Below are 13,654 nucleotides of genomic sequence, written 5' to 3'. Positions count from 1 at the left end.
ATTCGGGCCTTTCCCCTTGCGCTTCGACACGGGCGAACGCACATAGGCGCCGGGTCGCGGGGGGCGCGGTCCGCCACTGAGGAAAGATCACCATGGCCTCTCGCGCCGACCAGCTTGCTTCCAACCTGAACTTCTCGAAATTCGGCAAGGCGACCGAACTCAAGAACCGCATCTGGTTCACGATCGGCGCGCTGATCGTTTTTCGTTTCCTGTCGTTCGTGCCGCTGCCGGGGGTCGATCCTGTCGCGCTGTCGGCGCTGTACAGCCAGGCCGCATCGGGCGGCGTCCTCGACATTTTCAACACCTTCTCGGGCGGCAGCCTGGAGCGCATGAGCATCATCGCGCTCGGCGTCATGCCCTATATCACGGCGTCGATCGTCGTGCAGCTGGCCGCGGCCTTGTCGCCCAGCCTTGCCGCGCTCAAGAAAGAGGGCGAAAGCGGGCGCAAGAAGCTCAACCAATATACGCGTTACGGCACCGTTTTGCTGACCGCGATTCAGGGCTATTTTATCGCCGTCGGGCTGGAAACGCTTGGCGCGAGCCAGGGCATCGCTGCGGTCGTTGACCCCGGCATGATGTTCCGCATCGGCGCGGTGATCAGCATCGTCGGCGGTACCTTGTTCCTGATGTGGCTGGGCGAACAGATCACCAGCCGCGGCATCGGCAATGGCGTCTCGCTGATCATCATGGCGGGCATTCTGGCCCAGTTGCCGCGCAGCTTTGCCCAGATGTTCACCCAGGTCCGCGAAGGATCGATGGGCGGCGGCACGATCATCGCGGTTCTGGCGGGCGCGATCATCGTCATCGCCTTCATCGCCTTCATGGAACGCGCCCAGCGCCGCGTCCTCGTCCAATATCCCAAGCGCGCAACGCAGCGCGGCGGGATGCAGGCCGACCGCAGCCATCTGCCGCTCAAGGTCAACACCGCCGGCGTGATCCCGCCGATCTTTGCGTCGTCGCTGTTGCTGATGCCGCTGACGATCACCCAGATGATGGGCCAGAATGTGTCGGGCGACACCGCGACCGGCGATTTCCTGATCATGCTCAACCAGTATCTGGCGCACGGCCAGCCGCTGTACATGGCGCTTTATGCGTTCGGCATCATCTTTTTCTGCTTCTTCTATGTCGCGGTCGTGTTCAATCCCGAGGAAACCGCCGACAATCTGAAGCGCCAGAACGGCTTCATCCCTGGCATCCGCCCGGGCAAGAACACCGCCGCCTATCTCGACCATGTGCTGACGCGCATCACCGTGCTGGGGGCGGCCTATCTGGCGGCGATCTGTCTGGTACCGGAATATTTCATCGCCCAGTCGGGACTGCCGTTCCAGCTCGGCGGGACCAGCCTGCTGATTATCGTCAATGTGACGATCGACACGATCAGCCAGATTCAAAGCCACATGCTCGCGCATCAATATGGCGATCTGATCAAGAAGGCCAAATTGAAGGGCGGCGTTGCGCGGCGCTAAAGCGCCCGCTACGGCAACACGCGCAGGGCAGGAAACAGGGGCCTCCATGACGCTGAATATCATTTTGCTGGGTCCGCCGGGGGCGGGCAAGGGAACGCAGGCGGTGCGCCTGGAAGACGAGCATGGCATGGTCCAGCTGTCGACCGGCGACATGCTGCGCGCCGCGGTCAAGGCGGGAACGCCGATCGGAGTTCAGGCCAAGGCGGTGATGGACGCGGGCGAGCTGGTGTCGGACGACATCGTCTCGGGCCTGATCGGCGAACGGCTCGACCAGCTCGGCGCCGAAATATCGGTAATCTTCGATGGCTATCCGCGCACGGCGGCGCAGGCAGAGGCGCTCGATAAGATCCTCAGCGATCGCGGCCGCAAGCTCGACCATGTCATCGAACTGCTGGTCGAAGAAGACGCCCTGGTCGACCGGATCACCGGGCGTTTTTCGTGCGGCAATTGCGGTGCAGGCTATCACGACCGCTACAAGCTGCCGAAGGTCGCCGACACCTGTGACGTGTGCGGCAGCCACGAGTTCAAACGCCGCCCCGACGACAATGAGGAAACCGTGCGCACCCGCATGGCCGAATATCGGGCCAAGACAGCGCCGATCCTGCCGATTTACGATGCGCGCGGGATTGTGACGCGGGTCGATGGCATGGCGCCGATCGACGAGGTCAATGACGCCATCGAGGCTGTTCTCGCGCCGGCTGGCTAGTCGCAAGCGGCCATCCGTAATCGTCATTGCGAGGGCTGCAGGCCCGTGGCAATCCACGGCGGTGCAAGGCCGCCCTGGATTGCTTCGCTTTGCTCGCAATGACGAAGCCGGGTGGCGGTAAGGGGGACGGGCCATGAACTTCAGAATATTGTTAGCCGCCGCATTTTTGACCGGCGCACCTTTGTATCTCGCGCCTGCGGCACACGCCAAAGTGGTCGAGCAAAGCGAAGCGGGATTCACCGTCGCGCACACCGCGCAGGTCGCCGCAACGCCCACCGACGTGTGGAAAATGCTCCGCATGCCGCAAAATTGGTGGTCAAAGGATCATAGCTGGTCGGGCGACGCGGCCAATTTCTGGCTGGATTCGCAGGCCGGAGGCTGTTTCTGCGAGAAACTGCCCGACACCGGGGCGGGGGTCGGCAGCGTCCAGCACGCCCGCATCCTGTTTTCCAAACCCAATCAGCTGCTGCGCCTGTCCGGGGCATTTGGCCCACTGCAGGGCGAAGCAATGACCGGCACGCTGACGATCCAGATCAAGGCAACGCCCACGGGTAGTGCGCTGCGCTTCGATTATGTCGTTGGCGGTCATATGCGCTTCAAGGTGGCGGACATTGCGCCTGCGGTCGACAAGGTGATCGGCGAACAATTGCTGGGGCTGGCGAACGCGCTGGGCGGCGCGTTGCCGCCGTCGCGTGAGGAAAAGGCGGCGGCTGCCGCCGAAGGCGCAGGCAAGCCCGCCGCGGAGGCGCCGCCGGCGAAGGACGAACCCGGACTCGATGCTGCGGTCGCGGACCTGGTCGAGGACACCCCGCAGGCCGAACCCGACCCCGAGTTCTAGGCGTCGGGCTTGCCGCGCAGCTTTGCCAGCGCCGCGAACGGCCCGGCGGCTTCTTCGCTTAGCACGCCTTTTTCGGCGAGGACGCGGTCGGCGTCGGGGTGGCGCGGAAAGGGGTCAAGCGCGAGCGAGAGCGTCTGCACCGCCGCTTCGCCCAGATCGACGCGGTCGCCCTCGAGCGATAGCAGGTCGCAATCCTCGCTGCTGATCTCGATCTCTTCGTCGGCATCGACCGGCGCGTCGATGTCGCGCAGGAAGCGCAGGTCGAACGGCTCGCTCAGCGTCGCCGGAACGGGCAGGCCCGTTGCCGCGCACGGCTGGACAATTACCGCGTTCACCGCGCCCTTGGCGCCGATCCCACCCGCAACGGCGCGAATTTCGGCCGTGACGGCAAAGCGATCGACGGCGATGAGCGCCAGCCGCTGCGCGATCCGGTCGCGCGCCTCGGCATCGGCTTCGACGGCAATGGCCCGGCCCTGCGCGGCATCGGCCAAGGTCAGGACAAGTGAAAATTCGGGTTCTGCGTTCACGCCGCTGCTCCGCCCAGCCGATCGGCGACGATCAGCGCGGCGACCGGCGTCGCCGCCAGTGCCGTCCGCAGTTTGGCGACCTCGGCCATGACGTGCGCCAGTCCCGCCGCGTCGGGCTCGTTGCCGCGCCACAGGTTGCGAACCAGCGCCGCGCGCAATTCCTCCGACCCATCGGCGGCGCGATAGACGCCGAGCCGTCCGCCGAGCGCGCTGACCATCCGCCCGATCTGTTTGCCGACCACCATGTCGCCAAAGCCGATCTGGCGCATCTGGCCGTCCATGTCGGTCACGAACAATTCGGTCAGCTCGACCCCGGCGCGCGCCTGCGCCGCGTCGTCGTCGATGCGGTGGAGAACCAGCGCCAGCACCAGGCTGACCATGTCGAAGCGACCGTCGAGCGTATCGGGGACACCCCCTGTGGCATACCAATGCGGCGCGCGCGCGGTCGCGACCACGGCGTTCCACAGCGGGCGTCGCGCGTCGCGCGGGTCGGGCTGCGAGCGGAAAAGGTTGCGGAGCGAGAACATGCGCCCCGCTTAGGCGCAATTGGCGCCGCGGAAAAGGGGCGGATGTTCACGTCCCCGGTCAGCTTGTGGCAAGCTTTGCCGCGCCACAAGCAGCTTGTGCGCCGCGTCCGCTTGCGGTTAAGAGGCGCGAGAGCGAGCGCCGACCGCTGGCAAAGGCCGCGACAGGCGCAACGGAGATTATAGATGCCGAATATCAAGCTTTCGTCTGCCGCTCCGCGCGCGCGCCTGATCGTCCTCGGTCTTGCCGTCGCGCTCACCGCCAGCGGCTGTGCGCAGCTCAAGGGCCGACAGGGCTATGTCGTCGATCCGCTGCTGACCGAGGCGATTACTGCTGGCGTCGACAACCGCGAATCGGTCGAAAAGACGCTCGGCCGCCCGACCTTCGTCGGCCAGTTCAGCGACAATGAATATTATTACGTGTCGCGCGAAACGCGCCAGCTCGCCTTTGCCAAGCCGCGCCCGGTCGATCAGCAGGTGCTGCGCATCCGCTTCGACCCTGCCGGCAACGTCGTCGCGGTCGATCGTACCGGGCTGGAACTGGTAAGCCGGATCAGCCCCGAAGGCGACAAGACTCCGACGCTGGGCCGCGAACGCAGTTTCTTCGAAGATATCTTCGGCAACATCGGGTCGGTCGGCGCGCCGGGTGCGGGCGCGCCCAGCGGGCAGTAAAACCAACGTCGGCTCCGCGAAGGCGGGGGCTGCTGGAAGTATTGCACCACACCGATAGCGGCCCCCGCGTTCGCGGGGGCGACGCCATCTTTACTGCGCGATCCCGCCTGCCGCCAGCACCGCCAGCGTCACCAGATCCGACGCGGTCGACGCCATCGTCGCGACCTGGACCGGATGTTCCATGCCGACCAGCATCGGACCGATCACCGCGCCGCCGCCCAATTCGCGCATCAGCTTCGCCGACAGATTTGCCGACTGCAGCCCCGGCATGACCAGGACGTTCGCCGGTCCTGACAGACGGCAGAACGGATATTTCGCCATCACCTTTTCATTGAGCGCGACGTCGGGCGCCATTTCGCCTTCATATTCGAAACCGGGCTTGCGCTGATCGAGGATCGACACCGCATCGCGGATATTGTCGAGCCAGCTGCCCGGCGGGTTGCCAAAGGTCGAATAGGACAGGAACGCGACGCGCGGTTCATGCCCCATGCGCCGCGCGACCTGCGCGGTACGTTCGGCGATATCGGCGAGCATTTCGGCGGTCGGCCGCTCATTGACCGTCGTGTCGGACATGAAGATGGTTTGGTGCTGCCCGACCAGAACATGGATGCCGAACGGCGTCTTGCCTTCGGCATGGTCGATCACGCGGCGAACTTCACGCATCGCGTGCGAATAGGTGCGCGTGGTGCCGGTGATCATGGCATCGGCAAGGCCCAGCTTGAGCATCAGCGAGCCAAAGATGTTGCGGTCGCGGTTGACCATCCGTTCGACGTCGCGGCGCAGATAGCCGCGCCGTTGCAGCCGTTCATACAGGATGTCGACCATCTGCGGCACATGCGGCGAATTGACGCTGTTGTGCACTTCATAGCTTTCGGGATCGGCGACCCCCATTTCCTTCAGCTTGTCGTGCAGGCCTTCGCGCCCGACGAGCACCGGAATGCCATAGCCACCGTCGCGGAACTGGATCGCGGCGCGCAGCACCACCTCTTCCTCGCCCTCGGCAAACACGATGCGTTTGGGATTGGCGCGCGCCGCTTCATAGGCGAGCGTCAGCACCGATGTCGTCGGGTTCAGCCGTGCGCGCAGCGAGGTGCGATAGGCGTCGAGGTCGGCGATCGGCTTCTGCGCGACCCCCGTTTCCATCGCCGCCTTGGCGACCGCGGCGGGGACGATTTCCATCAGCCGCGGGTCGAAGGGCGACGGGATGATATATTCGGGGCCAAAGCTCGACGCGCGCCCGCCATAGGCTGCGGCGACTTCCTCCGGCACCTGCTGGCGCGCGAGATCGGCAATCGCATAGGCGGCGGCGATCTTCATCTCTTCGTTGATCGCCGTTGCGCGCACGTCGAGTGCGCCGCGAAAGATGAAGGGAAAGCACAGGACGTTGTTGACCTGGTTCGGAAAGTCCGATCGCCCGGTCGCGATGATCGCGTCGGGCCGCGCCGCGCGCGCATCCGGCGGCGAAATTTCGGGATCGGGGTTTGCCATGGCAAAGATGATCGGCGCCGGCGCCATGTCCTTGACCATCTCGGGCTTCAGCGCGCCCGCCGCGGACAGGCCCAGGAACACGTCGGCTCCGACCAGCGCTTCGGTCAGGCTGCGCGTCTCGGTCGGCACCGCATGCGCCGATTTCCACTGATCCATGCCTTCGGTGCGGCCCTGATAGATCACGCCCTTGCGGTCGCACATGATGACATTTTCGTGCCGCACGCCCATCGACTTGATCAGCGAGGTACAGGCGATCGCGGCGGCGCCGGCGCCGTTGACGACGACCTTGACCGTCGCGAGGTCGCGCCCGGTCAGGTAACAGGCGTTGATCAGGCCCGCGGCGGTGATGATCGCGGTGCCATGCTGATCGTCATGGAACACCGGGATGTTCATCTTTTCCTTCAGCGCCTGCTCGATGATGAAGCAGTTGGGCGCTGCAATATCTTCCAGGTTGATGCCGCCGAAACTGGGTTCGAGCAGTTCGACCGCTTCGATAAAACGCTGGGGATCTTCGGTGTCGAGCTCGAGGTCGATCGAATCGACGTCGGCGAAGCGCTTGAACAGCACCGCCTTGCCTTCCATCACCGGCTTCGAGGCGAGCGCGCCGAGATTGCCCAGACCCAGGATCGCGGTGCCGTTCGAAATCACCGCGACCAGATTGCCCTTGATCGTATAGTCATAGGCCTTGGCCGGATCTTCGGCGATTGCCAGCACCGGGACGGCGACGCCGGGCGAATAGGCCAGGGACAGGTCGCGCTGGGTCGCCATCGGTTTCGACGCGACGATCTCGATTTTGCCGGGCCGGCCATGTTCATGGTAAAGCAGGGCCTCGCGGTCCGAAAACTGCACCTTGCTGCCGCTGTCCATCATCTATCCCCTCAATTGATCCACAAGCTGCGCGCCCAAGCCTATTCCCTAACGTCACGCGCCGCGATTGTAACCCCGCCAATGTTGCAGTCTGGTGGTCCGCGAACGCGCCATCCTCGCTTTCGTCACGCCGGGCTTGACCCGGAGCCTGCCTGCTTTGAAGAAAAAGGCGGGTCCCGGATCAAGTCCGGGATGACGTGGGTCTGAAAACGACCGAAAGCCGATACCTCTTATCTCGTCACCCTGAACTTGTTTCAAGGTCCATGGCCTGCCGTTTCCTTTGGCGCAGCGCGCCATTAGCGTTCAGGCCATGGATGCTGAAAAGAAGTTCAGCATGACGATTTGAATGGAAGCTTCCCACCCCAAAGCCGACATCGCTCAACCCCGCCTTGCCATGCCGCCCCCAATCACTAAGCAGGGTCCGATGCCCGCGACCGCCGCCAAACCCGCCAACAGCAACAGCAACGCCCCTGCCGCGACGCCGATGATGGCGCAATATTGGTCGCTCAAGGAAAAGGCGGGCGACTGTCTGCTCTTCTACCGCATGGGCGATTTTTTCGAGCTGTTCTTCGACGATGCCAAGGCCGCGGCGGCGACGCTGGACATCGCGCTGACCTCGCGCGGCGAACATGATGGCAGGCCGGTGGCGATGTGCGGGGTGCCGGTGCACGCCGCCGAATCCTATCTGGCGCGGCTGATCCGCGCCGGGCATCGGGTCGCGATCGCCGAACAGATCGAAAGCCCCGCCGAGGCTAAAGCGCGCGGCGGATCGAAGGCGCTCGTTGCGCGCGCAATCGTCCGTTTCGTCACCGCGGGCACGCTGACCGAGGAATCGCTGCTCGAGGGTCGCAGCGCCAACCGCCTCGCTGCGCTGGCGGAGGTCGGCAGCGAAGGCGACGTCGCGATCGCCGCCGCCGATATTTCGACCGGCCGGTTCGAGGTCGTCGCGGTGCGCCGCGACGCGGTCGATGCCGAACTCGCACGCCTTGCGCCGACCGAGCTGCTCGTCAGCGAAGCGGCGGGGGACGCACCGTCATGGACGGCGCGCCAGCTTGTGCGGCGGCCACCGGGCGATTTTTCCAGCTCCGCGGCACAGAAACGGCTCGAAAGATTCTTCGGCGTCCAGACCCTAGACGGCTTTGGCGCCTTTTCACGCGGCGAGGTCGCGGCGATGGGCGCACTCGTCGCCTATCTCGATCATGTCGGTACGGGCCAGCCGATCTTCCTCCAGCCGCCGCTGCGCGTGTCGGTGGGCGACCGCATGGCGATCGACGCCGCGACGCGCGAGAGCCTCGAACTCGTCCGCACCATGGCGGGGACGCGCGACGGCAGCCTGCTCGGCACCATCGACCGTACCGTTACCGCCGCGGGGGCGCGGCTGCTCGCCGACGACATCGCCAGCCCGCTGACCGACAAGGGCGCGATCATCGACCGGCTCGACCTCGTCGATGGCCTTGCGCGCGATGCGCTGTGGCGCGGCGAACTCCGCGCCGCGCTGCGCGCGCTACCCGACGCCGGGCGCGCGCTCGGCCGCCTTGTCGCCGGACGCGGCGGCCCGCGCGATCTGGCGCAGCTGCGCGATGCGCTCGGCGGGGCGCGGCTGCTGCGCGAACGGCTGGCGCGCCGCGCTGATTTGCCGCCCTTGCTCGCACGCTTGCTTCCCGCCCTCGACGGCCACGGCGCGCTCGTTGACGAAATGTCGCGGGCGCTGATTGACACGCCGCCGGTCGATGCGGCGCAGGGCGGTTATATCGCCGAGGGCTATGACCATGCGCTCGACGCTTTGCGCGAAACGGCGCGCGACGGGCGCAAAGCGATCGCCCTGCTCGAGGCGGGGTATCGCGACCGCACCGGCATCGCCGCGCTCAAGATCCGCCACAATGGCGTCCTCGGCTATCATGTCGAGGTTCCCGCCAAGCATGCAGACGTGCTGATGCTCCCCGAATCGGGCTTCACGCACCGCCAGACGCTCGCTGGGGTCGTGCGCTTCAACTCGACCGACCTTCACGAAGCCGCGAGCCGGGTGACGCAGGCGGGGGTCCACGCGATCGCCGCCGAAGCCGCGCATCTCGAATCGTTGACCGAGGCGGCAATTCAGCGCCGCGAGGCGATCGCCGCGAGCTGCGACGTGCTCGCGCGGATCGACGTTGCCGCCGCACTCGCCGACCATGCGATGAGCCACAATTGGTGCCGTCCCGACTTGGCCGACGAGCCCTGCCTGGATGTCGCGGGCGGCCGCCATCCTGTTGTCGAGGCCGCCCTCGCCAAATCGGGCGAGCGCTTCGTTCCCAACGACGTCTCGCTGTCGCAGAACAATCGGCTCTGGCTCGTCACTGGCCCGAACATGGGCGGTAAATCGACCTTCCTGCGCCAGAATGCCCTGATCGTCGTGCTCGCGCAGGCGGGCGCCTTCGTGCCAGCCGCGTCGGCAAAGCTCGGGCTCGTCGACCGATTGTTCAGCCGCGTCGGCGCCAGCGACAATCTGGCGCGCGGGCGATCGACCTTCATGGTCGAAATGGTCGAGACCGCCGCGATTCTCGCGCAGGCGACGCCGCAAAGCTTCGTCATCCTCGACGAGGTCGGGCGCGGCACTTCGACTTACGACGGGCTCGCGCTCGCCTGGTCGGTGGTCGAGGCGGTGCACGAGGTGAACCGCTGCCGCTGTCTGTTCGCCACCCATTATCACGAACTCACCCGCCTCGCCGAAACGCTGGACGCGCTCTCGCTCCATAATGTCCGCGCGCGCGAATGGCAGGGCGACCTGGTGCTGCTCCACGAAGTCGCCGACGGCCCCGCCGACCGGAGTTACGGCCTTGCCGTCGCGCGTCTCGCGGGGTTCCCGCAGGCGTCGTCAAGCGCGCCGAGGCGGTGCTCGCCAAACTTGAAGCGGGCCGCGAAGCAACCGGCGGCCTCGCCGCCGGGCTCGACGACCTGCCGCTGTTCGCCGCGACGCTGGCCGCGGCACCCGCGGCGGTGCAGGACGCGCTGCGCGAAGCGCTCGCGGGAATCGAACCCGACGCGCTGGCACCACGCGAGGCGCTCGAGGCGCTTTACCGGCTGAAGCAACTGCTGGCGGACGAGGCATGAGCGACCTGTTCGACAATCTCGACAATCGCCGGGCCATCATCGACCGGCGCGCGCTGTCGGGCCGGTTCGACGAGATCGTCGCCGACAACGCCGATACCGCGGCGCGCCGCCGCGCGATGGTCGCGCTGCTCAAGGTCGCGCTCGATCAGGGACGCGCCGAAATCGACCGCCGCCTGCTCGCGCGCCCGTCGGCGGGACGGGTCGCGGCGAACGCCACTGCCTTTCTGATCGATCAGATCATCCGCCTCAGCCACGATTTCACCGTCGATCATCTCTACCCCTCGGGCAATCGCTCGGCGGGCGAGCGCATCACGCTGATCGCGGTCGGCGGCTATGGCCGCGGCGAAATGGCGCCGCACAGCGACATCGATATCGGTTTCCTGACCCCGTTCAAGCAGACGAGCTGGACCGAACAGGTGATCGAGGCGCAGCTTTATACGCTGTGGGATCTCGGGCTGAAGGTCGGCCATTCGACCCGCTCGCTCGACGAAATGATCCGTGCCGCAAAAGACGATCTGACGATCCGCACCGCGCTGCTCGAAGGCCGCTTCATCTGGGGCGACCGCGACCTCTACGATCAGGCGTCGGCGCGCTTCGACGCCGAGGTCGTCGCGGGCAATTCGCGCGCCTTCGTCGCCGACAAGCTTGCCGAGCGCGACGAACGCCACAAACGGATGGGCGATTCGCGCTACGTCGTCGAACCCAATGTAAAGGAGGGGAAGGGGGGCTTGCGCGATCTTCACACCCTCTTCTGGATCGGCAAATTCATCCACCGCGTCCGGACCGTTCCCGAACTCGTCGATGCCGGGTTGCTCAGCGCGCGCGAGCTCAGGCAATTCTCGCGCGCCGAAAACTTCCTGCTTGCGGTGCGCTGCCACCTCCACACCCTGGCGGGGCGCGCCGAGGACCGGCTGACCTTCGATTTCCAGCGCGAGATCGCCGAGCGCATGCAATTTGCCGAGCGACCTGGAAAAAGCGCGGTCGAGCGCTTCATGCAGCTCTATTTCCTCCATGCCAAAAGCGTCGGCGATGTCACCGGCACTTTCCTGGCGCATCTCGACGACCAGATGGCAGCGCGCGGGCGACGCTTCCTGCCGTCGATCCGGCGCCGCCCCGGTAAACTCAATGGGTTCGTCCTCGACCGCGGCCGGCTCGCGCTACCGTCGGACGGTTTCTTTCAGCAGGACCCCGTGCGACTGATCGAGATTTTCGCGCTCGCCGACAAACATGGCCTCGAAATCCATCCGCAGGCGATGCGCCAGACGCGCCACGACGCCAAGCTGATCGAAACCCAGGGCGTGCGCCGCAACGCGCGCGCCAACGCGCTGTTCCTCGATGTGCTGACCTCGAAGCGCGATCCCGAAACGGTGCTGCGCTGGATGAACGAGGCGGGGGTCTTCGGCCGCTTCGTCCCCGATTTCGGCCGCGTTGTCGCGCAGATGCAATTCGACATGTATCACCATTATACCGTCGACGAGCATACGATCCGCGCCATCGGCCTGCTCGCTGACATCGAACAGAACCGGCTACAGGGCGACCATCCGCTGTCGACTGCGATCATGGGCCAGATCCATTCGCGGCGTGTCATCTACCTCGCGGTGCTGCTCCACGACATCGCCAAGGGGCGGGGCGGCGATCATAGCGTGCTGGGTGCCGAACTGGCCTTGCGCGTCTGCCCGCGGCTGGGGCTGACCGCGGCCGAAACCGAGACCGTATCGTGGCTGGTGCGCCATCACCTGTTGATGTCGGCGACCGCGTTCAAACGCGACTTGGCCGATTTCAAGACGATCCTCGACTTCGCGCAGGTCGTGCAAAGCCCTGAGCGCCTGCGCCTTCTCCTCGTGCTGACCGTCGTCGACATTCGCGCCGTCGGCCCCGGGGTGTGGAACAGCTGGAAACGCCAGCTGCTCACCGAACTCTACGACGCCGCCGAGGAAGTGCTGCGGCTCGGCCACAAGCAACGCGGCCGCGAACAGCGCATCGCGAGCAAGAAGGAAGCGGTCGCGGCCCAATTCGGTTTCGACCAGAAAGCCTTCGACAAGGTCGCGCGGCGCCTGCCCGAAAGTTACTGGATCGCCGAACCAGTCGAAGTCATCGCCGCCAACCTTGTCCATATCCGTCAGGCGGGCAATGCCCCGCTGCACATCGCCGCGGTCCCCGACGACGATCGCGGCGCGACGCTGGTGATGGTGCTCGCCGCCGATCACCCCGGGCTGTTCTATCGCATCGCCGGGGGCATTCATCTGGCCGGCGGCAACATCATCGACGCGCGCATCCACACCACCCGCGACGGCCTCGCGCTCGACAATTTCCTCGTGCAGGACCCGATCGGACGCCCGTTCGACGAACCCGGCCAGATCGGCCGACTGACCCGCGCGATCGAGGACGCGCTCGCCAACCGCCAGAAACTGCTCCCCAAACTCGAAGCCCGCGCGCTCCCCCGCACCCGCGCCGAAGCCTTCCGCATCGCCCCTAATGTCTTCGTCGATAACAAGGCATCGAACCGCTTCACCGTGATCGAAGTCAACGCGCAGGACCGCCCCGCACTGCTCAACCAGCTCGCCTATGCGCTGTTCCAGTCGAAGGTGACGGTGCATTCGGCGCATGTCGCGACCTATGGCGAACGCGCCGTCGACACCTTCTATGTCACCGACCTGCTCGGCGGCAAGATCGACAGCGCGACGCGGGTGAAGTCGCTGGAGAAACGCCTGCTGGAGGCGGCGACGAGCCAGAGCGAGGAAGCGGTGGCGGCTTAGGGTCCTGACCCCAGGGGGCGGACCATATTTGCAGTCTGCTGTGGCGATGCCAACTGGCAACCGGCCTTTCGCCGGCCTATGGCGCCCGCTATGTCCGACGTCCCGGTCCTCTACAGCTTTCGTCGTTGTCCCTATGCGATGCGCGCGCGGATGGCGTTGCTGGTGAGCGGGACCAGCTACGCGCATCGCGAGGTGCTGCTTCGGGACAAACCCGCCGCCATGCTGGCCGCGTCGCCCAAAGGAACGGTGCCGGTGCTTGTGCTGGCGGACGCGACGGTGATCGACGAGAGCATCGACATCATGCACTGGGCCTTGGCACAGCACGATCCGCAGGAATGGCTCGCCAGCGTTGATGCGGAACTGGTCGCCCTGTTCGACGGCGCGTTCAAACATCACCTCGACCGCTATAAATATGCCGGGCGATACGACGCCGATCCGCTGGCAAACCGCGCGGCGGGATTGGCGATTCTGGCGGATCTCGACACGCGGCTCGCTGATCAGGACTATCTCGGCGGTTCGAAGCCGGGATTCAACGATATCGCGATCTTTCCCTTCGTGCGGCAGTTCGCCGGGGTCGATGCGGCGTGGTTCGCGGCCTGTGCGCCGCAGCAGGTACGCGAATGGCTCGCCATTCTTGTGGCATCGGACCTGTATGAGCGGGCGATGGTCCGGATCGAGCCATGGGCCGGGGAGCGGGACTGAGCGAGCTTTGCCTGAATGGCT

9 protein-coding genes and 1 pseudogene are annotated in these 13,654 nt (G+C 65.7%); 7 read left to right on the top strand and 3 right to left on the bottom strand.

Going from position 1 to position 13,654, the window contains the following annotated elements; all coding sequences use genetic code 11:
- Nucleotides 1-92 precede the first annotated feature (92 nt).
- The 3 genes from secY to ACQY6T_RS13835 all read left to right on the top strand — a co-directional run bounded on the left by secY (nt 93) and on the right by ACQY6T_RS13835 (nt 3,010).
- Nucleotides 93-1,466, top strand: a complete 1,374-nt coding sequence (gene secY / locus ACQY6T_RS13845; protein WP_428631598.1) for a preprotein translocase subunit SecY — start codon at nt 93-95, stop codon at nt 1,464-1,466.
- Nucleotides 1,467-1,512: 46 nt separating this feature from the next.
- Entirely contained in the window at nt 1,513-2,172 is a 660-nt protein-coding gene (locus ACQY6T_RS13840) for an adenylate kinase (RefSeq protein ID WP_428631596.1), read from the top strand.
- 133 nt (nt 2,173-2,305) lie between these two features.
- On the top strand, nt 2,306-3,010 hold the full coding sequence (locus ACQY6T_RS13835) for a hypothetical protein (RefSeq protein ID WP_428631594.1): 705 nt from the start codon (nt 2,306-2,308) through the stop codon (nt 3,008-3,010).
- Here ACQY6T_RS13835 and ACQY6T_RS13830 read toward each other — a convergent pair.
- Nucleotides 3,007-3,537 (bottom strand): YceD family protein, encoded by a 531-nt coding sequence (locus ACQY6T_RS13830; protein ID WP_428631591.1) that lies wholly within the window; start codon nt 3,535-3,537, stop codon nt 3,007-3,009. The genes ACQY6T_RS13835 and ACQY6T_RS13830 overlap by 4 nt on opposite strands.
- Nucleotides 3,534-4,064, bottom strand: coding sequence for a ubiquinol-cytochrome C chaperone family protein (locus ACQY6T_RS13825; RefSeq protein ID WP_428631590.1), 531 nt, complete (start codon nt 4,062-4,064; stop codon nt 3,534-3,536). Before ACQY6T_RS13825 ends, ACQY6T_RS13830 begins: the two co-directional genes overlap by 4 nt.
- A 183-nt stretch (nt 4,065-4,247) precedes the next feature.
- Between ACQY6T_RS13825 and ACQY6T_RS13820 the strand changes: the two genes are divergently transcribed.
- Nucleotides 4,248-4,733 (top strand): outer membrane protein assembly factor BamE, encoded by a 486-nt coding sequence (locus tag ACQY6T_RS13820; RefSeq protein WP_428631587.1) that lies wholly within the window; start codon nt 4,248-4,250, stop codon nt 4,731-4,733.
- Nucleotides 4,734-4,823: 90 nt separating this feature from the next.
- On the opposite strand, the gene ACQY6T_RS13815 is transcribed toward ACQY6T_RS13820, so the two are convergent.
- Entirely contained in the window at nt 4,824-7,088 is a 2,265-nt protein-coding gene (locus tag ACQY6T_RS13815) for an NADP-dependent malic enzyme (RefSeq protein WP_428631585.1), read from the bottom strand.
- Nucleotides 7,089-7,572: 484 nt separating this feature from the next.
- On the opposite strand from ACQY6T_RS13815, the pseudogene mutS reads away from it, so the two are divergent.
- From mutS to ACQY6T_RS13800, 3 genes and pseudogenes are all read left to right on the top strand, one after another.
- Nucleotides 7,573-10,175: pseudogene (mutS, locus tag ACQY6T_RS13810) on the top strand (DNA mismatch repair protein MutS).
- Nucleotides 10,172-12,931, top strand: a complete 2,760-nt coding sequence (locus ACQY6T_RS13805) for a [protein-PII] uridylyltransferase (protein WP_428631582.1) — start codon at nt 10,172-10,174, stop codon at nt 12,929-12,931. The pseudogene mutS and the gene ACQY6T_RS13805 overlap by 4 nt, the downstream one beginning before the upstream one ends.
- 90 nt (nt 12,932-13,021) lie before the next feature.
- Complete coding sequence (locus tag ACQY6T_RS13800; RefSeq protein WP_428631580.1) at nt 13,022-13,633, top strand: glutathione S-transferase; 612 nt, start codon at nt 13,022-13,024, stop codon at nt 13,631-13,633.
- The last annotated feature ends 21 nt before the right edge of the window (nt 13,634-13,654 follow it).

Origin of the sequence: Sphingopyxis sp. (genome assembly GCF_965279725.1) — a bacterium.
In the GTDB taxonomy this organism is placed as follows: domain Bacteria; phylum Pseudomonadota; class Alphaproteobacteria; order Sphingomonadales; family Sphingomonadaceae; genus Sphingopyxis.
This window is presented reverse-complemented; position numbering and strand designations above follow the sequence as displayed.